A 21,812-nucleotide genomic window follows, 5' to 3' on the forward strand; every position below is an offset into this window, starting at 1 on the left:
CGGCATCCAAAGCTCCGGCGCAGGCCTTCCGCCCGGGCTGCCCTATTCCGCGGCAAGCGTGAGGTTCTCGGGCAGCGAGCGGGGTCGGGGCGTGCCCAGATGGCAGGATCGCCCGAATTGCACCGGTGCAAGAGCGGGCGATCTAGACGCCCCCAGGTGGTCAGGGGCCGCGAGACTGGCGGTTCAGTCTCCAAGGGCCACCGCTGCCATTTCGGCCGGGGCGATGCGTTGGCGAGCGCGCGCCTAAGCCTGTTTCCAGTAGGCTTCGGCAGAGACGTGATTGCACCGGTGCAATCACGCCTTGGCGGCTCGGGCGAAGAGTGGCTCAGGCCTCGATCATCACCGAATTGCACCGGTGCAATCCGGACCTGCCCACGGCGCGAGGCGAGGAGAATCGATGTTGCTCATTCTACGCCGGGGCGTTGGCGCCGATGCGGCCGGCCCTTCAGCCGGCGGATCGCTGGGCCCGACAAAGGCGCCGGCTGCGGCGACAGGCGCGGAAAGGGGCGGCGTCGCTTGCACCGGTGCAATTCTTCGGCCGCGCTCACGGCCAACTCGCCGTTGGGCAAGGTGCTGCACGGCCTCTGCTCGACGCTTGGCCCCCAGAAGGTCAGGCCGAAGGCGCCGCGAGGGAATCGACTTAAGCTCCACGCTCAGCTTGGCTGGTCAGATGGGGCGCTGACGCCCCCGGGAGGTCAGGATGACGTCTCGTCAACATGCCAGAATCGGGCTTTCCTCGCCAACCAGCGTTAACGACCGGTTTACCAAGCGAAAATACACCGTCTTGCCGGCAGCTTTCGCTTTTCTGCGCTCGACGCGCAGATTTTCGAAAGTGGCGAGGAGGCTTAGCTGATGTTGACCAACCTGGCGGAAACCCCTGCAGCCTCCCTTGCTGGCCCAGTGGCCCAGCTGGCCCGCCGGGCGACGGCGGTCGTATCCAACCTCCGCGACGCGGCGAGGGCGGCCCGGTCGGGCGCCCGACGCGAGCCGACGTTCTCCATCAGCGAAGCTGCGCGGCTGGTCGGCCGCACACCTGCGGCGATCCGTGAGGCGGAGAAGGACGGTCGGCTGCCCGAGCCGCCGAGAACCGAAACCAATCGGCGGGTCGGCTACACCCTGGCCCAGGTCAACGACATGCGCGGCGTGTTTGGCACCCGGCCCTGGCGTGCGCCGGACGATCCCTGCGCAGTCATTGCCGTGCAGAACTTCAAGGGCGGGGTCGGCAAGTCGACCCTCTCCGTCCATCTCGCCCAATACCTTGCCATTCAGGGCTACCGTGTCGCGCTGATCGACTGCGACAGCCAGGCTTCGGCGACCACGCTCTTCGGCTACGTGCCCGACCTCGACCTGGGCGAGGACGAGACCCTCTACCCATTCCTCCGCTACGAGGAGATGACCTCCCTCGACTATGCGCTGAAGAAGACGCATTTCGACGGGCTGGAGCTCATCCCCGCGAACCTGCGCCTCTTCCAGTCCGAGTACGAACTGGCCGCGCGGATGGCGCGGGGAGGGGGGCGTCTGCTGGATCGGCTCGCCCAGGGAATCGCTTCCGTCGCCGACCGTTTCGACGTGGTGATCCTCGACCCGCCGCCGGCGCTCGGAGCCATCTCCCTGTCGGTTCTACGCGCCGCGAACGCCTTGGTGGTGCCCGTGCCGCCGACGGTCATGGACTTCTCCTCGACGGCCGCCTTCCTGGCGATGCTGGATGAGACGCTGGAGGAGCTGGCGACCCGTGATCTGGCGCCGGCCCTGAACTTCATCCGCGTCGTGGCCTCCAAGGTCGACGAGAACAAGTCGATGCAGAAGGAGCTCATCGCCCTGATGCGGCAGGTGTTCGGCCACGTGATGATCCGGACGCCGCTCAAGGACTCGGCCGAGATCGACAACGTCACCGCCCGGCTGATGACGGTCTACGAGCTCGACGGCCCCATGACCAGTAAGGCCGTGCGTGATCGCTGCCTCACCTACCTCAACGGCGTAAACGACGAGATCCTGGTCGATATCCGGGCGACCTGGCCCAGCCATGCGGGGCGCCTTCGCAAGGAGGGCTTGGCATGAGGGCAACGATTGAGCGCGCCTCTGGACACGGGGTGCAAAAGGCCTCGCACTTCAGAAATTGCACCCGTGCAATTGCGCCGGGGAGGGGACGGCGATGAGCAAGAATCGCGGCTTCGCCGCCGGATTGGCCGGCGCGCTGGACGACATCGAGGCGCCGCCGCCCGAACCTCAAGGCCGGCTCGGCATCGGCGTGCTCGCCGGGCGGAGCAATCGTCTGGCGGAGCTGGCCTCGGGCGCGGTCGTGGCCAGGACGTTGGAGCAGGTGGATCCGGCGCGCTGTCGGATATGGGCCGAGCACAACCGCGATTACGCCCGTCTCGACGAAGCGCGCTGCGGTGACCTCATCGAGAGCCTGAAGGCGCAGGGCCGCCAGGAGATGCCGGCCATCGTCCGGCGCGTGAAGGACGACCCAGCCTACGACTTCGAAGTCATTTGCGGGGCTCGCCGGCACTGGTCGGTGAGCTGGCTGCGGGCGCACAACTACCCGGAGTTCCGGTTCCTCGTCGAAATCCGCGAGATGACCGATGAGGAGGCTTTCCGGGTCTCCGACCTGGAGAACCGCGCGCGAGACGACCTCAGCGACATCGAGCGGGCGCGCGACTATCTCCGCGCCCTCGATCGCCATTACGAGGGCCGCCAGAAGACCATGGCCCAGCGCCTGAACGTCTCCGAGGCTTGGCTGAGCCGCTACCTGGACCTGGCGAGGCTGCCGGGCGACTTGGTCGCGGCCTTCCCGGATCCGCACGCGCTGCGCATCAAGCACATCACCTTCCTGAAGCCGCTGCTCAAACCCGACGATCGCCGGACGCGGGTTCTTGAAGCCGCGCGCGAGCTTGCGGAGCGGGGAGGGGAGGGCCTGTCGCCCCAGGACATCATCCGAAGGCTTGCACGGGCCGCGGACGCCCCCAAGAAGTCAGGATCCCCCAAGAAGTCAGGATCGGCCGAGGCGGCCGTGGTGCGCAACGCGGCCGGCGCGCCGGTCCTGCGCGTCGACGAGCGCAGGCGCAAGGAAATCCGCCTCACGCTCCTGACGGGCGCCGGCGCGACGCGCCAGGACGCGGAAGCCGCGCTTCGCGACCTCCTGGACCAGCACTGGCCTGCGACGACCGGCTGACCCAGCCGGCTAATCCGCCCGCGCCGGCGCGTGTAGCCCCAGCCGCGCTTTGCGAGCCGCCGATTCCGCGGGCGCGTAGTGGCCGCCGGAGAATTTCGGCCAGTCCACCGCCAGGCCGGCCGCCACCACTTGCTCGGCGAGGTCCTCACCCGCCGCGCCCTGACATCGCGCGATAATCCGGTCGTGCGATCGCCCGCCCGTATCAAGACAGCGGACGGGCCCTTGGCTCAGAAGTTCGGACATCAGGCGCGTGGCTTGTCGGCCGAGCGGCGTGTCCGCCTCGGGCGCATCGATGCCCCAGAGCCGGATGCGTGTCGGGCCTAGCGCCAGCGTGTCGCCGTCGATCGGCCGCGCGGGGCCGGCCAGCGGGGGCGGGGAGGGGGCCGCCGCCGAGATGTCCCGGGTCAGCTGCGACCGACCCAGACTGCGAGGAGCCCGAAACTCGCCAGGAACAGCAGGCCGCCCGCTGGACTCGCAAGCCGTACACGGCCCAACTTAGGAATCATTCGCAAATTAACCACGCCAGAGTATTGCCGCCGTAGCGCAACCCAGGGTACACCTTGTTCGTCGGCACAGCCGATGGGGTTGGAGGCTTCAGTCGCGCCGCGTGCGTCGGCGAAGGAGCTCGTCCGTGCTGCGTCCAGAGCATGATATCGCTCGCAGAGCCTTCGACACCATCAACGACGCCCAGCAGGTCGAGAGCATCCCAGAGCTTGAGGCGGTGTTCGCCAAGACGCTGGAGCCGCTGGGCGTCGACGTCTTCGTAGGCGTTCAGATCGCAGACCCGCTGCGCGAACGTCACGTGGAGGTGACCTTCGGGCGCACCCACGCGGCTTGGCAGGCGCATTACGAAGCCCAGGGCCATGCGGCGCGAGATCCCATCGTGCGGGAGATGCTGCGCTCGACCGAGCCGCTGTTCTGGAGCGACCTTCCCGCCCGGCGTGGCGCGCTCAAACCCGACGAAGCCCGTGTCATGGAGGAGGCCCGCTCCTTCGGCCTGAACGAGGGTCTTATGACGCCGCTGCACCACGTCGACGGCTCTGTCTCGGCGGTGCTGATGATGGGCGAGCGCCTCGCGTCGGACGCGCCGGATACGCGCGCGGCCCTGCACCTGCTGTCGATCTACTACGGGTCTCTGGCGCGCAAGCTGCGGCAGAGAAACGACGGCGGCGAGCCTCAAAAGGCCAAGCTTAGCGCTCGGCAGATCGAGTGCTTGCGCTGGGCCCGTGAAGGCAAGAGCTCCTATGTGATCGGCCAAATCCTCAGCCTTTCCGCCCGCACCGTGGACGAACACCTGGCGAGCGCGTGCCGGAAGCTTGGTGTCCACACCCGAATGCAGGCCGTGGCGCAGGCCCTTTTGCTCGGGCTGCTGGAAACGACAACCCCGTAGACTTGCGGGGTCGCCCGTTTGCGGCGCCCCGCACAACCATCGGCTGAACCCACGCCGAGGTCCGCCGATGAAGGTCCACATCGTCACCGCCGCCAACCGCGACCGCTACGGCCGCGAGCTCGACCAGATGCACCGGCAGCGTCACGAGGTGTTCGTCGGCGGTCTCGGATGGACCGAGCTGGCGCGGCGGGATGGGCTGGAGCGGGACCAGTTCGACGACGTCTCCGCCGTCTACCTCCTGGCGATCGAGAACGGCGATGTCCAGGGCAGCCTGCGCCTGCTGCCCACCTGGCGTCGGTGCATGCTGACGGAGTGCTGGCCCCAGTCCGTGACACGCGGCCAGGCTCCTCGCGGGCCCGGCGTGTGGGAATGGACGCGCTGGTGCCCGGGCACCCTTGCGCGCCCCAAGACCCTTGTGCGCGCCCGCCGGGCCCTGATCCTCGCGGCGCTGGAGTTCGCGCGCAGTCGCCTGATCGAGACCTATCTCACCTACTGCGACACGAAGTTCCTGGGTCAGCTCGTGGAGCTCGGCTGGTCCCCCCAACCGCTGGGGCTCCCGCAGCCCTACGGGCAGGGTCAGGCGGTCGGGGTCGCGTGGCCCGTGGAGGAGGACCTTCTGGAGCGCACCCGGGCGCTCTTCAACGTCCGCGACCCTGTCGCGCTGGAGGTTCCGGCGAGAGGCCGCTTCTCGGCGCCGGTCTGGATGTTGGAGCAGCTGCTGGAGGCTCAACCGGACGCCGAGGTCACCTCGCCGCTCACCACCAGGCTGGCGGCCTGAGCCGAGGGGAGGGGGACCGATGCTCATCGAGCTTTCCGCGGCCCTGGCTCTGGCGCAGCAGTGCGCGCCTGGCGTCGCACCTGAGACGTTGCTCTCGGTCGTCCGCACCGAAAGCCGATTCAACCCCCTCGCCATCAACGTCAACAGCGGGGTGAGACTGGCTCGCCAGCCGCGCAGCAAGGCCGAGGCCGTGCGCATGGCCGAGACCCTTCTGCGCACGGGCGCCAACTTCGACCTCGGCCTTGGCCAGATCAACAGCAAGAACCTCGGCTGGCTGAAGCTCTCCATCGAAGACGCTTTCGAGCCCTGCGCCAACCTGGCGGCGGCCGGACGCGTCCTGCAGGCGAACTATGCGACGGCGTCGCGCGACTTGAGCGACCCGCAGGGCGCGCTCCGGGTGGCCCTCTCCCTGTACAACACCGGGGACGCTGGCCGCGGCTTCCGGAACGGCTACGTGGCGAAGGTCGAAGCGTCCGCCAAGACCGTGGTCCCGGCGATTGCTGTCGCGGCGCCCGCGCTCGCGGCCGACCAGCCGGCTGATCCAGCGCCTGCCGGGGCAGAGCCCCCAACGGCTGCAGTTCGACTGACGGCCGAGCCGCCGCCCCCACCTAGCTGGGACGTCTTCGCGCGCCAGGCCGGCGGCGAGCGCCTGGTGTTCGGCGGACAGCCGCAGGTGCGCTGACGTGATCGAGAAAGGGAGATCATCCATGAAGACCTTGGCCGCTTCGAGCGGTGGAGCCCTGCGGCGCTACGGCGCTATCGGGCTGATGGCGGGGCTCTTGAGCCTCGTCCTGTTCGAACCGGCGCTCGCCCAGACCGCGGGTTCGAACGTCGAAGGCTTCCTGCAAAACATCGTCGATATGCTGACGGGCAACATCGCCCGCCTCATCGCCATCATCGCAGTCGTGCTGCTCGGCTTCAGCGTGATGTTCGGCCTGCTCGATATCCGCCGCGCCGGCGTGATCATCCTCGGCATCGTGGTGGTGTTCAGCGCCGCCTGGATCGTCGGTCAGATCACGGGCGGGGGCGTCGCCTGAGGATCTAGCGCCATGACCGACGAGCCGCTCACCGAAGACATGCTGTTCCTGGCCTGCACGCGTCCGGCGATGTTCCTCGGCGTGCCGCTCGAGGCCATGAGCGTCAACATGATCCTGACCGGCCTGATCTTCCTGGCCGGCGGCACGCCGCTCTACCTGCTGAGCGGGGTGGTGCTCCACCTCCTCTTCCGGGCGATCGTCAAGAACGACCACAACGCCTTCCGGGTGCTGTTCATCTGGTTCGACACCAAGGCCCGGTCTCGCAACGCCGGCTGGTGGGGCGGCAGCTCGATCACGCCCTTGCCGGTGCGCCGCCGCTATCGTCCCGAAGAGGTGGCCCATGGCTGACGGCAGCCAAGGTCTCGTCACCGAGGTCGCGCGGACGCCGCCGCGAGTGGTCGGCCGGGAGCAGACGCTCGGCCGGCAGCTGCCCTACGCCCGGCATGTGACGGACACCATCATCGCGCTCGACACCCGCGCCCTGATGATGAGCTTCCGCCTTGACGGCGTCTCCTTCGAGACTGCCGACACCCGCGATCTCAACGACTGGCACGCCAAGCTGAACGGGGTCTGGCGGAACCTGGCCGACGATCGGCTGGCGGTGTGGACGCACCTCGTGCGCCGGCTCGACGGCGGCTATCCCGAAGGCGCGTTCCGCTCGCCCTTCGCCCGCCGCCTGGACCAGGCCTATCGCGAACGCATCTCGCGCACCCGCCTCTTCGTCAACGAGCTCTACGTCACCCTGGTGCTGCATCCCGGTCTGGGCGCGAGCGAGCGGCTGACTGGCCTGCTGTCTCGGCTGAAGCGCGCCCGCAAGGCTGGGGTCGAGGTGCAGCCGGAAGCCGTCGAGCGGCTGCAGGAGAAGGGCAGGGACCTCGAGCAGTACCTGGCCCGCTACGGCGCACAGCCGCTGGGACTCTATGAGCGACGGGGACTCGCCTTCTCCGAGCCGATGGAGCTCCTCCACCTGCTGCTGACCGGCCGCCACCAGCCCATGCCGCTGGTCAGCGGCCATCTCGGCCGAGCGATCTATTCCAGCCGCGTCATCATCGGCCGCGAGAGCCTCGAGATCCGCGAGCCGGGCGAGCAGCGCTTCGCCGGCATGTTCGGGGTAAAGGAATACCCGGCCACGACGCGCCCGGGGCTATGGGACGAGCTGCTGAAGGCGAAGTACCCGTTTGTCGCCACGCAGTCGTTCAGCTTCCTCTCCAAGCCGACCGCCAAGGCGGTCATGGAGCGCCGCCAGAACCAGATGGTGCGCGCCGGCGATCGCGCCGCCTCGCAGATCGACGGCCTCAGCGACGCCATCGACGAGCTCGTCAGCAACCGCTTCGTCATGGGCGACCATCAGTTCTCGCTGCTCGTCTATGGAGAGACCCCGAAGCGGCTGCAGGACCACATGTCCCTGGCCCGGGCCACCCTCGCGGACTCGGGCGTGCTCGTGGCGCGCGAGGACCTGGCGCTGGAAGGGGCGTTCTGGTCTCAGTTCCCGGGCGCGTTCAGCTACCGCACGCGTCCGGCCGCCATCACCTCGCGCAATTTCGCGGCGCTCGCCCCCTTCCACACCTATCCGGCGGGCCGCCGGAGCGGCAACCACTGGGGCGCGCCGGTGGCGCTGCTGCGCACCTCGGCCATGTCGCCGTTCTACTTCAACTTTCACACCGGTGACATCGGTCACACCTTCATCTGCGGCCCTACGGGCAGCGGCAAGACCGTGGTCCAGAACTTCATGCTGGCGCAGCTGGAGAAGCTGGGCGCGCAGCAGATCTTCATCGACAAGGACCGCGGCGCGGAGATCTTCGTGCGAGCCTGTGGCGGCGCATATCTGGCGCTCCGCAACGCCGCGCCCACCGGGTTCGCGCCCTTCAAGGCGCTCGAATACACGCCGGCGAACCTGCTCTTCCTGGGGCAGCTCGTGCGCAAGCTGGTGACGCCGGCGGACCGGCCGCTCTCGGTCCAGGAGGAACGGCGGATCGATGAGGGCATCCAGGCGCTTGCGCCCTTGCCGCAGGCCGATCGCTCCCTCCAGGCGCTGCGTCAGCTTCTAGGGCAGCGAGACCCCGAGGGCATCGGCGCGCGCCTCGAGCGCTGGACCCGCACCGGACCGCTGGGCTGGGTGCTCGACAACGAGGCGGACGAAGTGAGCCTCGAAGGCCGGTTCCTCGGCTTCGACATGACGGACTTCCTGGACAACCCGGAAGTCCGCACGCCGATCATGATGTACCTCTTCCACCGCATCGACGCCCTGGCCGACGGGCGCCGGCTCGTGGTGGACATCGACGAGTTCTGGAAAGCGCTCGGCGACGAGGCCTTCCGCGGCCTCGCCCAGGACGGGCTTAAGACGTACCGCAAGCGCAATGCGATGATGGTCTTCGGCACCCAAAGCCCTTCGGACGTCCTGAAGTCGCCGATCGCGCCCACCATCGTCGAGATGTGCGCGACGAAGATCTACCTGCCGAACCCCTACGGCTCGGCCAAGGACTACGTCGAGGGCTTCGGCCTGACCAATGAGGAGTTCCGCCTCATCCGCGAGGAGCTCGCGCTGGAGTCGCGCCAGTTCCTGGTCAAGCAGGGTCACAACTCGGTCGTCGTGGAGCTGAACCTCAACGGCCTGGACGACGAGCTCGCCATCCTCAGCGGCCGCACGGAGACGGTCGAGCTGCTGGACCGAATCCGCGCCCGCCACGGCGACGATCCCGCCGTCTGGGAGCCGATCTTCCACATCGAACGAAGGAGCCTGCGATGAGGCGACCCGTCCTTCTGATTGCGACCGCCTTGCTCGTGGCCGCGGCTGCGGCCCCGAGCCGCGCCGAGATGGTCGTCACCGACCCGGGCGCCTACGCAAAGATGCTGGACCAAATCCGGGAGGCGCAGGCGCAACTCTCCCAACTTCAAGAGCAGGTGCGCCAGGGCACGGAGCTGATCGGCCAAGGGCAGCGGCTCTACGACAGCCTCAACCAGATCTCGAACGTCAACAGCATCGGCGGTCTGCTGAACACGCCCGCGGTGCGGACGCTTCTCCCGGCCGAATTCTCCGACGCGCGCCGCTTGATGAGCGCCGATCTGAACGACCTCGGATCGCTCACGGGGCGAGCGACGGCCATTCGCGACGCCAACAGGATCTACTCGCCAGGCGCAGCGGAGGGGCTCAGCGAGGCGGAGAAATACTATCGCGAGACATTAGAGCGAGCTGGCGTCCGGGCTGCCCGAGACATGGCCGTTGGAGAGCGGGTCAGCCAAACCGCCGATCAGCGCCTGCAAGGACTGGAACAGTTGCGCGAGGCGCTCAGCACAGCCCCGAATGCGCGCGCAGTACTCGATCTGCAGGCTCGCATCGATGCGGAGGCCGCGATGATCCAGAACGATCAGATGCGGCTCCAGGGAGTGGCCATCATGCAGGCTGCAGATGAGCGACTTGAGACACAACGGCAGCGGGAGGCAGCCGCCCGCAGATATGACGAAGCGCAGGCCGTCTGGCGGAGCATGTACGCGAAATGATCCGGGCGTGCATGGCGCTGGCATTGGTGGCGATCGCGGCCTGTGGCTGCGAACGATCGGCATCTTATTTCGTGGAGCACCCCGACGTTGCGAAGCAGGTGCTCGCCGATTGCCAGCGGGGGACGCACAGAGGTCCCGACTGCGAGCATGCGCTAGCTGCTGAAGCCAAGGCCCGCAGCGAAGCAGCGCAGGCAGTTTGGCAGAGCATGCAGAAGCCCAACCCCAATCCGACGGAAGCGCGGTAAAGGCAGGTAAGCTATGGCCGCTGTATTTGATCCTGCGTACAACTACATTGATGGTCAGCTTGACCAGTTCCTGAATCAACGCCTCAGCGATGTCATCTCGGAGATCCAGGGGCCGCTGCGTGTAGCGCTATTGCTATACGTAGTGCTGTATGGATTGGCAGTCCTACGCGGCATGATCAACGAGCCAATTATGGACGGCGTTGGTCGCATGATCAAACTAGCCTTCGTTTATACGGTTGCGACAACAGTGGCCTATGCGGATTGGGTTACTGACCCGCTTTTCCATTCTCTCCCAAATTCCCTAGCACACGCCATCAGTGGTGGAGCTATACAAACCATAGGCCAAGCCTTCGATGACTTCCTTGGCCGGGGATTTGATCTCGCGGAAAGCTGTAGCAGGAGCGCCAACATGGTGGACCCCCTGCCATGGGTTGTCGCATTACTCATTTACGGCGTTACGTCCGCCGCCGCCGGATTGGGATTCGGTATTACGATGCTGGCGAAAGTGGCGCTCGCGCTTCTTGTCGCGGTAGGTCCAATCTTCGTCTCATGCATCCCGTTCGAGGCCACGCGAAAGTATTTCTGGGGATGGGTATCTCAGGCGGTCAATTACATACTGATTTTCGTTTTGATCATCGCTGTGTTCCAATTGGTTCTAGCTTTGGTCCAGAACCAATGGGGCGCTATCACGGCCCAACCTGATCCGAAAGTCGCTGGTCTCGTCTTCTCTGTCTACAGCGTTCTCGCCGCGATTTTCTTCCTGCAAGTTCCCAACATCGCGAACGGCATCGCCGGTGGCGCAACGGCCGGACTGCGAGACTTCGGCAGATCTGGTCTTTGGGCGCACCGAGCCGCCTCCGGCGTGAGCATGCCTGCAATTCCTCGGTGGAGCGGTGGGCGGGGCGGCTCGGTTTCTCGGGGCTCCCCGTCGAGCAACCGCAAGGCAGCATAGGAAGTCAGCATGGTATCCAAGTATCTCATCGCCTGTGCCACGATTCTTCTTGTGGCCTCGGATGCATCCAGCTCGCTGGCCCGCGACAAGCCTAAGGCGTGCAACGGCAAGGACCGCCGCCCCGCGAACCCCCACGGCTCCGTCCTTCCCGGTTCACCTGTACCGGCGACTGTCTCGGCGCGCCCGGACAGTAGTCCCGGGAAACCACCCGTCTTGAACACGGTGCCGAGCGGCGCACCCCCAAAGCCCGCGGCGACCAATAGCAAGTCGGCCAAGCCGCAACGGCTGTCCTCCATCCCCTCGTATCCGAGCTGCTGAACCCTCATGACCGGCGTCCCCGCAAACGACCTCCAAATCTATTTTCGCGAGGCGCGCTCCTGGGACCAGGACCGTGCGCTGGCGGCCGAGCGGTCCCGACGTTTCGCTTGGATCGTCGCCGGGGTTGCGACGGCCACAGCGGTCGCTTCGATCGCGGCCGTTGCCGCCCTGGCGCCGCTGAAGTCCGTCTCCCCGTTCGTGGTGCGGGTGAATCAGACAACCGGCGCTGTCGACGTGATGACGGCGCTCAACGGAACCAAGCCGACGCAGTACAACGAGGCGGTCGATAAGTACTTCCTCGCCCAGTACGTCCGGGCTCGGGAGGGCTGGATCGCGCCGGCGGCGGAAGAGAACTTCCGTTTCGTCTCGATCCTTTCCACGCCTGATGAGCAGGAGCGGTGGGCCGCCGCCGCCCGCCCGACGAATCCGCAAAGCCCGCAGGCGGTCTATGGGCCCACAGGGCTGGCGGACGTCCAGATCCGCAACATCAGCTTCATCAACGATCGGGTCGCCAACGTCCGCTTCCATCGCACCGTTCGCCAGGCGACGGCGACGACGGAGAGCGACTGGATCGCGACGGTAACGTTCACCTACACCAAGGCCCCGATGCTGGAGTCGGATCGGCTGCGTAACCCGCTCGGCTTCCAGGTCGAGAGCTATCGCGCCGATCCGGAGATTCCGCGATGAGGCGGCGACTGATCCAAGCGGTGCTGGCCTTCGCCCTCATCGGCGCGCCCGCCGCCGCGGCCCAAATGCCCGGTGCGGGCCCTGTCGATCCACGGATCAAGGTCGTCGACTACAATCCATGGCAGGTTTACCCGATCGTGGGCGCGTTTCGCACCGCGACGCAGATCATCTTCAGCCCGCAGGAGGAGATCCTGCATGTCGCACTCGGCGACACGGTGGGATGGGAGGTCGCCGCGGAGACCAACATCCTGTTCGTGAAGCCCCGCGAGAAGACCGGCGCTACGAACCTGATCGTGACCACCAGGCGTGGCGGCGAGACGCGCAATTACACCTTTGAGCTCCGCACGCGCTCTGGGCCGATCTCGGCCAGCACGCCGGACACCTTCTTCCAGGTGCGGTTCCGGTACCCCGATGAGGAGAGGCTGCGCCAAGCCCTCGCTTCGCAGCGTGGTGCGGTCCAGACGGCCCTGGACATCGGGGTCACGACCGGTGTCCGGAACCTCAACTACACGGTCCAGGGCTCATCCAAGATCCAGCCGTCCGAGGTCAGCGACAACGGTCAGTTCACCGTGCTCCGCTTCCCGGGCCAGCGCGAGATGCCGACGATTTACACCGTCTCGCCTGACGGCTCCGAGGCGCTCGTGCCTTTCGACGTCCGGGGCGAGTTCGTGGTCATTCACGGCGTCGCCCCGCAGCTGCGGCTGCGCCGCGGCCGGGAAGTGCTCTGCATCTACAACGAAGCCGTCCAGCCCTACGGCGTGAATTACGGCACGGGCACCGGCTCTCCCCTTGTCCAGCGCACCCAGCCTCAGGGAGGCAACCGATGACCGACACCTTCGCATCGGCGGAGCCGCCGCGCCGTCCGCGGCTGCCGGACGAGCTGGCCGCTCGTTACGGTGAAGGGGCCGCGGAGGCCCCGGAGGAAGCTCTGCGCCGCGCCGCGAACGACGAACCGGCTGCGGAGCGCGGGATCTCGCCGGTTGGCCGCCGTTTTGGGGCGGGGGCCCAGGGCAAGATGCTCGGCATGGTCGGCATGGTGGCGGCCGCGGGCCTGCTGATCGTGGCCACCTGGGATCGCGGCGATGCCAAGCCTGAGGCCAAGACGCTGGAGAAGACGCCGGCCCGCCAGGTGGTGAACTATGAAGGACCCGAGGCGGACTCGCCGTTGCTGTCGCAGGCGGCCCACGATCCCAACGCACCGGTGCTCAACCCAGACGGCACTCTCACTACCGGCGGTGATGGCGGCGGCGTGCCGCCGATGCAGCCCGGCCAAGGCTCAGCCAGCAGCGCAGCCGCGAGCGTCGCGGATAAGCGGCGAGAACTAGCCGAGGCGGCCCGGCGTGCGCCGATCATTGCCTACTCCGCCAACCGGGGCCTGGGCGGTTTCGCGCGGCCGGCGGGCGCTTCGGCCGAGGGGCCGGCCGAGCCGACCGAGCTCGACCGGCTGAGGAGGACGAGCGGTGTGGCTCAGGCTCGAGCCGAGATGCTGCCGGATCGGAACTTCCTGATCACGGCAGGATCGAGCATCCCCTGCGTCCTTCAGACGGCGCTGGACAGTTCGGTGCCGGGTTACGCCACCTGTCTGGTGCCGCGCGATGTCGACTCGGACAATGGTCGCGTGGTGCTGATGGAGAAGGGCACCAAGGTGCTGGGCGAATACCGGGGCGGCATCCGGCAAGGCCAGAAGCGGCTGTTCGTGCTTTGGACCCGAGCCGTCACGCCGAACGGGGTCGCGGTCAGCCTAGCGTCTCCTGCAACCGACGGCCTCGGGCGCGCCGGGTTCGACGGCAAGGTCGATACCTTCTTCTGGGAGCGGTTCGGCGGCGCGCTGTTGCTGTCGATCATAGACGACGCCGCCAACATCGCCGCGCAGAGCGCCGGCCGCGGCCGCTTCAACACCACCATGGACGTGCCGAGCGAAACCGCGAGCATCGCCCTGCAGAACTCGATCGGCATTCCCCCCCGGCTGCGGAAGAGCCAGGGCGAGGAGGTGTCGATCTTCGTGGCCCAGGACCTGAACTTCGCCGACGTCTACGGCCTGGCCCTGCGATGAGTGACACGGCCGTCCTTCGCCACCACCTGACGCCCCTCGCGCCTCTGCTCCAGGCGCCGGAGGTCACGGAGCTGGTCATCAATCGTCCGGGTGAGGTGGGTGTGGAAGGTCCGGGCGGATGGCGTTGGCATGACGCGCCGGACCTGACGCCAAGCTGGCTGTCAACCCTGGCGACAACCGCCGCCGCCTTCACCAACCAGGATGTCACAGCCTCGGAGCCTGTTTGCTCGACGGTGCTCCCAAGCGGCGAGCGCTGCCAGATCGTCCTGCCGCCGGCGGCCGAGACGATCTCCTTCACCATCCGCAAGCCCTCCGCAGCGGAGTTCGGCATGCAGGACCTGGTCGCTTCGGGACTGTTCGAAGGCGCGAAATCGGCGACCGAAGAGCTTGCTCCCGAAGAGACCGAACTGATGGCGCTCCGGGACGCCGGCCGCTGGCCGGAGTTCTTCGAACTCGCGGTGCGGGCTCGCAAGAACATCCTGATCAGCGGCGCCACCGGCTCCGGCAAGACCACCTTCTCGAAGACGCTCATCAAGCTGATCCCGCCGGGGGAGCGGCTCCTGACGATCGAGGACGCGCGGGAACTCGCGGTGCCTCATCGCAACGTCGTCCACCTGATCTATGCCAAGGACGGGCAAGGGCTCGCCAAGGTGGGCGCCAAGCAGCTGCTCGAAAGCGCCCTGCGGATGCGGCCGGACAGGATTCTCTTGCAGGAGCTGCGGGACGGCGCCGCCTTCTTCTACCTGCGCAACGTGAACTCCGGCCATCCCGGGTCGATCACCACGGTGCATGCCGACTCCGCCCAGCTCGCCTTCGAGCAGCTGACGCTTCTGGTGAAGGAGTCCGAAGGCGGCCGCGACCTGTCGCGAACCGACATCCGCAGCCTCCTACTGCTGCTGGTGGACGTCGTCGTCCAGATGAAGCGCGAGGCCGGCCGCTTCCGAATGACGGAGGTCTATTATGACCCCCTTCGCAAGCGCGACTCCCGCCGGTAAGGCCTGGCTGGTCGGGCTAGGGGCGACGCTGCTCGTCGGCCTGTGGCTGTCGCTCTGGATGCTGATCACCCTCGGCGGCCTCGGCCAGCTTTCGTCAAACGTTGATCTCGGGGTCCTGCCGCGCTGGCTCTGGTACTACCGCGGCGATCCTGAGGTGGTGCGGTGGCTGAAGATCGGCGCCGTCGGCTCTGGCCTCTTCGTGACGATGTTGGCCTTGGCGGCCGTGCTTCAAGTCAGGCGACCGCTGCATGGGGCAGCCCGCTGGGCCGGGGAGGGGGAGCTGCGAAAAGCGGGGCTCCGCGCCCGGCGAGGACTACTGCTCGGCCGCGCAAGCGGCGCCTACCTGCGCTTCGGAGGCTCGGAGCACGTGCTGCTCTACGCGCCGACGCGGACGGGGAAGGGCGTCGGCGTCGTCATTCCCAACCTCCTGGACTGGCCCGACTCCGCCGTCGTGCTCGACATCAAGCGGGAGAACTACGAGGCGTCAGCAGGCTTCAGGGCAGCGCACGGCCAGGCCGTGCACCTGTTCGATCCCCTTGCCCCCGACGGGCGTACGTCGCGCTTCAATCCGCTGGCCTATATCGACCGCGGCTCGCCGATCGAGGTGCTGGACGAACTGCAAAAGATCGCCGGCATGCTGTTCACCGCCCCCGAACGCACGGATCCGTTCTGGGCCGAAGCGTCCCGGACCGGCTTCGTGGGGGTCGGCGCCTACATCGCAGAGACGCCCGAGCTGCCCTTCACAATCGGTGAGATCTATCGGCAGCTCACCGTAGGCAACCCGCGAACGCGCTTCCCCGACATCATCGCCGATCGCGCGGCCCGCAATCAGCCGCTCTCGGCGGGATGCGTCAACGCGCTGACGGACTTCTGCGCCGCGTCCGAGAACACCTTCGCCTCGGTGCGCCAGACCCTCACCTCCCGCCTGAACCTCTGGCTCAATCCGCTGGTCGATGCCGCGACCAGCGAGAGCGACTTTGATCTGCGTCGGCTGCGCGAGGCGCCGACGACCCTCTATCTCGGGGCTTCGCCGGATAACCTGGCGCGCGTCCAGCCGCTCTACAACCTGCTCTTCCAGCAGCTGGTCGACCTCAACACCCGTCAGCTGCCGCGGCAGGAGCGCGAGCCTCGCCAAATCCTCGTGCTGCTCGACGAGTTCGCCAGATTGGGCTCGGCGCCCGTCATCGCGCGAGGCTTCTCCTTCGTGGCCGGGTACGGCTTGAGGTTCCTGGCGGTGCTGCAGAGCCCCTCACAGCTGCGCGCCGAGTACGGCCACGACATCGCAGAGGAGATCATCTCCAACTGCGGGGTGGAGGTGGTCTTCGCGCCCAAGGAGCTGAAGGTCGCTCAGGAGCTGAGCGATCGTCTCGGCTACTACACGACGGGCTCGCAGTCGCGGAGCCGCCCGAGCGTGCTGCTGGCCGGCGGCCGCCGCACGACAACGGATACCGAGCAGCGCCGCGCGCTCATGCTGCCCCAAGAACTGATGCAGCTTCCGCCCGACCGGCTCGTGGTGCTGCGCGCGGGAATGCCGCCGGTGCGCGGGCGCAAGCTTCGCTACTACGCGGAGGCGGATTTCGCTTCTCGCCTTCTGCCGCCGCCGATCCCGCCCTCGAGGCCAGTTGCGGGCCCCGCGCCGCACAGGCCGGCCGATGGCGGCGGAACGCTCGAACCGAGCCTGCGAGGCCTTACGGAAGGCGAAGCGGCCGGCGAGGAGATGCTGTCGCCAGAGATGATTTCCTTGGCCCTTGAGGCCGTGGACCTGGACGCGCCGCCTGAGCGGGCGAGCGAGGAAGAGGTGGCGCGCTGGGCCGAAGCTTACATCGACCGGGCCGCGCTGGACCGGGCCCTGGAGGATGAGTTTGAAATCGACGTGCACCGCCAGCAGGAACGGGATGACCACGATGCGCTGATTGCGCGGTAGGAGGGCGAGGATGTCCGAGACAGCCGATGACACGGGCAAGGATCGGGAGCCGCAGGCGCCACCCGCCAAGCGACAGCGGCGAGCAGCCGACGGCGAGGTCGCGCCCACTCGCGAGACCCTGAAAGACTCATCGGACCGGCGCATCTCGACCGAAAAGGGGGATGTGCCGGACGCGCTGCGCAAACGCTACTTCACCGAGGCGACCGTCAGCGCGCTCGCCTTCTACGCCGAGTACAACGCGCCAAAGCCCGCCTTCCGAGACACCGGCGGGCGGCTCTCGACGTCGGAAACCAACCCGAACACCATCCGTGACATGGTGGATATTGCCGAGCATCGGGGCTGGCGGGCCCTTCAGGTGCGCGGAACAGAGGACTTCAAGCGGGAGGTTTGGCTGGAGGCGCAGAGCCGCGGCCTGGAGGTCCGGGGCTTTCGCCCCACCCAGCGCGACTTCCAGGAACTCGAGCGTCGCAGCAACGCCCATGACAAGGGTTCGCTCAGCCCTGCGCCTGCACGGGATCGAAGCGAGGCGCGCTCGAGGGCTGGGCCGCCCTCGTCGCGGGAGCGGATCGACTACGACGCGGGAGTCCGCGGGCGATTGATGGAGGTCGGACGGGCGCCGTTTCGGGGCCGCGATGGGGCGCCGCCAGCGCCCTTCGTGCGGATCCAGCCGGCAGAGGGCCAGCCGGTGCAGATCTGGGGCGTGGCGTTGCCGGCGGCGATCGCCCGATCCGGCGCCAAGGTCGGCGACGAGATCACCCTTCGTCGCGAGGGCGTGGACCGCGTCTCAGATCGCAACGGTGAGGGGCGTCAGCGCAACCGCTGGACGGTCGAGGCCGAGCGGCTTCGGGAGAGTACTCCCGCCAACGCGGCCCGCGACCCGGAGCTGAAAGCCGTGCAGGCGACCCTGGGCGTGATCGCCAGCGTAGCGCGTCAGCGCCTCGAGCCGGAGGCGGCTCAGCGGGTTGTCGCCGGGGCTCGGGCAAGGGCGGCGGAGCGGATTGAGAACGGCGCCAGGTTCGCCGAGCCAAAGGTTAGGGCGGCGGCACGCACTCAGGAACGTGCTGCATCGGGAGAGAAAAACTCTGAAGGCCCGGAGCGGGTGAGGCGGCGGTAGCCAAACCACTCACTCGCGAAAGCGATCTGCGTTCTGCCGCCAGAGGAGAAATTCTGCCTCGTCATCGCGGTCTGATCCGCGAGAGTAGACGATGCGGCCGACAACGATGAAGCTAGCGGCGCAAAGCACAAACACGCCAAGCGTGGCCAGCGCATCCCGGTCTAGCTGCAGAAGAACCGGCATGTAGCTTATCGCGGCGCTCGCCACCAGCAGCCAGACAAACCAACCGACTATGCGCCCGAACATATCACGCACCTCCACGCAGCGAGGCGGTAGATTCTACAACCTGTTGCGTAAGCAGCACCAGATGCAGCAGGGGATAGCAGCTGGTCCCGGGAAGGGGCTGAGCGCCCCTTCCCAACGTTGTTCGTGTCAGTGCGTGCCCCCCTGGCCCTGGTTCTCCTGCCCGCCGGTCTGGGCTGTCGCTGTCGTCTGCTCCTGGCCTGTGGTCGATTGCTGGCCTGCCGACCCTTGGATCTGGATGCGCCGCGAGCGGGCCTGCTGGGCGCTCTTCGGCACTGTGACAGTCAAGACGCCGTTGCTGTAGCTGGCCTTCACTTCGTCAGGATTGGCCTGGAACGGCAGCCGCAGCGAACGCTGGAAGCGGCCGTAGCCGCGCTCGACGAAATGATAGTTGGTTTTCTCGTCGCCCTTCTCCTGCTCGAATTTCTTCTCGCCGCGGATGGTGAGCAGGTCGTTGTCCAACGTGACGTCGATATCCTTCTCGTCGACGCCTGGGAGTTCGACACAGACGCGGACCTCCTTGTCGGTCTCAGCCACGTCCATGCTGGCGTTGAAGGTCGACGGGGTGGACCCGCCACCCTGGGTCGCGGGCGGTGCGAAGCTTCGCGATCCGCGGAAGACGTCGTCGAATAGGCGGTTCATCTCGCGGTGCAGGGAAAGCAGGGGGTCGGCGCCGCCGAAGGGCGTGAGCGATTGGGACATCTGGGTGTCTCCATTGGCCAGAAGAGGTCGCCGGAGCGGGCGTCCAGCGACGCGCGGTTCATGAGTGAGCTGCTCGCCGCAGCTCGTCTGAAGAAGCGCCACGCGGCGCAGCGGGTTCCAGCGGCCGAGCAATTAAATGCACGTGCCGGCCCTCGGAGCCGGAGCTCTGAACGCCCTCGTCAGCCAGCGGGCGCTGACGCCTGCTCCGAGGCCGCAGAGGCGGCCAGAGCGTGGTGGAGCGCGTCGGCCGGCCGGCGGCAAACCACCTGTAGGAGGCTCACCGAGCCCGGGGGGTCGCCTTCCAGAAGGAGCTCCGTCGTCGTGGCCTCCACCGCCTGCAGCTGCCAGGTGATCGACTCCACGACGCCCTCTTCGAGCCCGTGCGTGGTGGCGATGCAGATGCGTTCGCCTACTCGCGGCGGGCTCACCAGTTCGAAGTCCCTGGAGGGGCCGTCAGGCCCCTCGATCCAAACTCTCACGCGCATCTCGCCACTTGCTCCGTTCCTTCAGTCCCTCGTCCTGCCCTGTCCTCAGGTGTGGGTAATCAAGGGAACGCCCTGTTCCTCGTTGCGCCCCGGGAGCACCATCACTCGACCGTCGGCTTCGCGGAACACGAGGTCGAGCCGGCGCTCGCCAACGGGAAGGTTCTCGAGCCTGAGTTCGCTGATGCCCCAAGGCAGCCGTGGGGAGCGCACATGCAGCTCATGGCGCCAGCCGTCCACGTGCAGCCCCAGACAGGCCTGGAGGATCCCGAACACCGAGGCCGCCGCCCAGGCCTGCGGCAGGCAAGCCACCGGGTAGGCCACCGGCGGCTCGCCGGCGTGCCGCGGGAAGCCGCAGAAAAGCTCGGGGAGGCGCATGTCGAAGTGGACGGCCGCCTCGAAGAGCGCCGACAGCAACCGCGGAACGGCGTCGGCGCCACCGTATCGACGGAAGCCGATGGCGCAGAGCGCTGTGTCGTGCGGCCAGACCGAGCCGTTGTGATAGGACATCGGGTTGTACCGCGGCTGGTCGCTGGCGAGGGTGCGCAACCCCCAGCCGTTGGCGAAGCCGGCGCCCAGAAGCGTGCGCATCACCGCCTGCGCCCGATCCGGCGACGGCAGCCCCACGAACAGCAGGTGCCCGGCGTTGGAGGCCTTCACCTGGCACAGCGCATTCTCGCCATCGAGGGCGATGCCGTAGTAGCCCACGTCCGGCATCCAGAACCGCGTCTCCACGGCCTGCCGGATCCGCTCGGCGCGCCGTCGCCATGACTCGGCCCGGTCGCGGTCGAAGCGGGTGGCGGTGAGGCGCGCCATGCCGCAGTAGGCGGCGTAGGCGTAGCCTTGGACCTCCACCAGCGCGATGGGTCCCTCCGGGGTTCGCCCGTCGGCGTGGAAGATGGAGTCGTGGCTATCCTTCCAGCCCTGGTTCAGGAGGCCGGTCTTGGCGCCCCGCTCGTAGCGGATGAGGCCCAGCGGATCGGACGTCGCGAAGCTGTCCATCCATTCCGTGGCCGCAAGCAGCGCTGGCCAGATCTGGTCGAGGAACGGCCGGTCTCCGGTCCGCTCGGCGTAGGCGGCGGCAAGGGCGACGAAGAGGCAGGTGGTGTCGACGCCGCCATAGTAGCGCCCGAACGGCACCTCGCCCTGAGCGGCCATCTCGCCCCGTCGCGCTTCGTGCAGGATCTTGCCCGGCGCCGCGTCCCGGAAGCTTGAATGCTCTTCGGCCTGGGTGTGGGCGAGATAGGCCAGGACGCCCTTGGCGAGGCTGGGGTCGAGCCAAAGCAACTGCCAGGCGGTAATGATCGCGTCCCGTCCGAAGGTCGTCGAAAACCAGGGGATGCCCGCATAAGGGTATGGGCCGGTGGGGAGGTCCGTGGTGAGCAGCGCCAGGTCCGCGCGCGACTTGTCCAGCCAGGCGTTGAACAGCCGACCGCAGGTCTGCACGCGGCCGCCGCGGCGCAGGCGCCGCCGCATCGCCGCCTTGGCCACGAGGCTGGCGCGCCGGAAACGCCTTGCCGCAGGCGGCGGTCCCTCTTCCGGCCCCACCTCGAGATAGAGGTCCTTTGGGGCGCGTGGCGCGAGCTCCAGGCGGATGCTCGCATGGTGCGCGTCGAGATGTGCCGGCTTTTCCGAGAAGGCGATCACGCATTCGCGGCGCGCGCCGTCGAGGCCTTCGTACTGGAACTTCACCCCGTTCGGCAGGACCGTCGGCGCGCCCCTGCGCCCCCTCTGGGCGCGGGTCTGCCCGCGTACCTCGAACATGTCCTTGAAGTCGGCGTCGAAGCTGAAGTCGAGGGGCAGGGTGGCCGGTGCGTCGCCGTAGTTCACGCAGCGGATGCGCTCGTAGAGACGCCCGTCCCAGACCAGCCGCTCTCGCTCCAGATGCACCACCCCCTCGGGCGTGGTCACCGCGCCGATCGGCGTCAGCGGGCGGTTCGTGGCGTTGGCGGTGAAGATGACGTTGTCGCGCCCGACCGCGCTGCTCAGGAGCGCCGGCGGGCTGCCGTCCAGCCGCAGGATCAGCCGCGAGAGCAGCCGCGTGTCGTTGTGGAAGAGCCCGTCGGCGACGCCGTGGATGTCCCCCGACGCGTCGCAGACCAGGAAGACGTCGCCCTCCTTCAGGGTGAACAGGCGGTCGGGCGAGCGCTGCTCGCGCTCGCTCGCCGCTTCGAAGTGCGCCTCCGGCGCAAGCGCCAGATCATCCATCGAAGGTCCCCCAG

General features: G+C 67.6%; 22 protein-coding genes. 17 read left to right on the forward strand and 5 right to left on the reverse strand.

The genetic code is table 11. The features are described 5' to 3' along the window. Window positions 1-852 precede the first annotated feature (852 nt). On the forward strand, window positions 853-2,058 hold the full coding sequence (locus ACK41C_RS19555) for an AAA family ATPase (protein ID WP_293466329.1): 1,206 nt from the start codon (window positions 853-855) through the stop codon (window positions 2,056-2,058). A gap of 94 nt (window positions 2,059-2,152) precedes the next feature. After that, window positions 2,153-3,172, forward strand: coding sequence for a ParB/RepB/Spo0J family partition protein (locus ACK41C_RS19560; protein WP_293466326.1), 1,020 nt, complete (start codon window positions 2,153-2,155; stop codon window positions 3,170-3,172). Between the two features lie 9 nt (window positions 3,173-3,181). On the opposite strand, the gene ACK41C_RS19565 is transcribed toward ACK41C_RS19560, so the two are convergent. Next, the gene (locus tag ACK41C_RS19565) at window positions 3,182-3,595 is read right to left on the reverse strand and encodes a thermonuclease family protein (RefSeq protein ID WP_409658344.1); all 414 of its coding nucleotides are present in this window, start codon (window positions 3,593-3,595) and stop codon (window positions 3,182-3,184) included. 208 nt (window positions 3,596-3,803) lie between these two features. Between ACK41C_RS19565 and ACK41C_RS19570 the strand changes: the two genes are divergently transcribed. The 15 genes from ACK41C_RS19570 to ACK41C_RS19640 all read left to right on the forward strand — a co-directional run bounded on the left by ACK41C_RS19570 (window position 3,804) and on the right by ACK41C_RS19640 (window position 18,163). Further along, window positions 3,804-4,562, forward strand: coding sequence for a LuxR family transcriptional regulator (locus ACK41C_RS19570; RefSeq protein WP_012520248.1), 759 nt, complete (start codon window positions 3,804-3,806; stop codon window positions 4,560-4,562). Between the two features lie 67 nt (window positions 4,563-4,629). Further along, a complete protein-coding gene (locus tag ACK41C_RS19575) occupies window positions 4,630-5,340 on the forward strand; it encodes an acyl-homoserine-lactone synthase (RefSeq protein ID WP_409658038.1) in 711 nt (236 codons plus the stop codon). Between the two features lie 19 nt (window positions 5,341-5,359). Continuing rightward, window positions 5,360-6,022 carry a lytic transglycosylase domain-containing protein gene (locus ACK41C_RS19580; protein WP_409658041.1) on the forward strand — a complete coding sequence of 221 codons (663 nt, stop codon included), beginning with the start codon at window positions 5,360-5,362 and terminating at the stop codon, window positions 6,020-6,022. Between the two features lie 25 nt (window positions 6,023-6,047). Further along, a complete protein-coding gene (locus ACK41C_RS19585) occupies window positions 6,048-6,377 on the forward strand; it encodes a TrbC/VirB2 family protein (protein WP_293461757.1) in 330 nt (109 codons plus the stop codon). A 12-nt stretch (window positions 6,378-6,389) separates the two neighbouring features. Beyond that, window positions 6,390-6,725, forward strand: coding sequence for a type IV secretion system protein VirB3 (locus tag ACK41C_RS19590; RefSeq protein ID WP_293461759.1), 336 nt, complete (start codon window positions 6,390-6,392; stop codon window positions 6,723-6,725). Continuing rightward, window positions 6,718-9,123, forward strand: a complete 2,406-nt coding sequence (locus tag ACK41C_RS19595; protein WP_409658046.1) for a VirB4 family type IV secretion/conjugal transfer ATPase — start codon at window positions 6,718-6,720, stop codon at window positions 9,121-9,123. Before ACK41C_RS19590 ends, ACK41C_RS19595 begins: the two co-directional genes overlap by 8 nt. Beyond that, window positions 9,120-9,875, forward strand: a complete 756-nt coding sequence (locus ACK41C_RS19600) for a type IV secretion system protein (protein WP_409658049.1) — start codon at window positions 9,120-9,122, stop codon at window positions 9,873-9,875. Before ACK41C_RS19595 ends, ACK41C_RS19600 begins: the two co-directional genes overlap by 4 nt. An 11-nt stretch (window positions 9,876-9,886) precedes the next feature. After that, a complete protein-coding gene (locus ACK41C_RS19605; RefSeq protein ID WP_409658052.1) occupies window positions 9,887-10,120 on the forward strand; it encodes an EexN family lipoprotein in 234 nt (77 codons plus the stop codon). Between the two features lie 13 nt (window positions 10,121-10,133). Next, window positions 10,134-11,072 carry a type IV secretion system protein gene (locus ACK41C_RS19610; protein WP_409658055.1) on the forward strand — a complete coding sequence of 313 codons (939 nt, stop codon included), beginning with the start codon at window positions 10,134-10,136 and terminating at the stop codon, window positions 11,070-11,072. 324 nt (window positions 11,073-11,396) lie between these two features. Beyond that, on the forward strand, window positions 11,397-12,077 hold the full coding sequence (locus ACK41C_RS19615; RefSeq protein WP_409658058.1) for a virB8 family protein: 681 nt from the start codon (window positions 11,397-11,399) through the stop codon (window positions 12,075-12,077). Further along, window positions 12,074-12,904: a P-type conjugative transfer protein VirB9 gene (virB9, locus tag ACK41C_RS19620; RefSeq protein ID WP_409658061.1), complete on the forward strand. Its 831-nt coding sequence runs from the start codon at window positions 12,074-12,076 to the stop codon at window positions 12,902-12,904. The genes ACK41C_RS19615 and virB9 overlap by 4 nt, the downstream gene beginning before the upstream one ends. Beyond that, window positions 12,901-14,130: a type IV secretion system protein VirB10 gene (gene virB10, locus ACK41C_RS19625; protein ID WP_409658064.1), complete on the forward strand. Its 1,230-nt coding sequence runs from the start codon at window positions 12,901-12,903 to the stop codon at window positions 14,128-14,130. Before virB9 ends, virB10 begins: the two co-directional genes overlap by 4 nt. Continuing rightward, complete coding sequence (gene virB11, locus ACK41C_RS19630) at window positions 14,127-15,125, forward strand: P-type DNA transfer ATPase VirB11 (protein ID WP_409658067.1); 999 nt, start codon at window positions 14,127-14,129, stop codon at window positions 15,123-15,125. Before virB10 ends, virB11 begins: the two co-directional genes overlap by 4 nt. Continuing rightward, the gene (locus ACK41C_RS19635; protein ID WP_409658070.1) at window positions 15,091-17,049 is read left to right on the forward strand and encodes a type IV secretory system conjugative DNA transfer family protein; all 1,959 of its coding nucleotides are present in this window, start codon (window positions 15,091-15,093) and stop codon (window positions 17,047-17,049) included. The genes virB11 and ACK41C_RS19635 overlap by 35 nt, the downstream gene beginning before the upstream one ends. A 10-nt stretch (window positions 17,050-17,059) precedes the next feature. Then, the gene (locus ACK41C_RS19640) at window positions 17,060-18,163 is read left to right on the forward strand and encodes an LPD7 domain-containing protein (protein ID WP_409658073.1); all 1,104 of its coding nucleotides are present in this window, start codon (window positions 17,060-17,062) and stop codon (window positions 18,161-18,163) included. A gap of 9 nt (window positions 18,164-18,172) precedes the next feature. On the opposite strand, the gene ACK41C_RS19645 is transcribed toward ACK41C_RS19640, so the two are convergent. The 4 genes from ACK41C_RS19645 to ACK41C_RS19660 form a co-directional block, all read right to left on the reverse strand. Beyond that, window positions 18,173-18,409, reverse strand: a complete 237-nt coding sequence (locus ACK41C_RS19645; protein WP_409658076.1) for a hypothetical protein — start codon at window positions 18,407-18,409, stop codon at window positions 18,173-18,175. A gap of 126 nt (window positions 18,410-18,535) precedes the next feature. Further along, window positions 18,536-19,108 carry an Hsp20/alpha crystallin family protein gene (locus tag ACK41C_RS19650; RefSeq protein WP_409658079.1) on the reverse strand — a complete coding sequence of 191 codons (573 nt, stop codon included), beginning with the start codon at window positions 19,106-19,108 and terminating at the stop codon, window positions 18,536-18,538. Between the two features lie 179 nt (window positions 19,109-19,287). Beyond that, window positions 19,288-19,593: a hypothetical protein gene (locus ACK41C_RS19655; protein ID WP_409658082.1), complete on the reverse strand. Its 306-nt coding sequence runs from the start codon at window positions 19,591-19,593 to the stop codon at window positions 19,288-19,290. Between the two features lie 45 nt (window positions 19,594-19,638). After that, complete coding sequence (locus tag ACK41C_RS19660; RefSeq protein ID WP_409658085.1) at window positions 19,639-21,798, reverse strand: glycogen debranching N-terminal domain-containing protein; 2,160 nt, start codon at window positions 21,796-21,798, stop codon at window positions 19,639-19,641. Window positions 21,799-21,812 lie beyond the last annotated feature (14 nt).

It is taken from the genome of Phenylobacterium sp., assembly GCF_046290725.1.
In the GTDB taxonomy this organism is placed as follows: domain Bacteria; phylum Pseudomonadota; class Alphaproteobacteria; order Caulobacterales; family Caulobacteraceae; genus Phenylobacterium.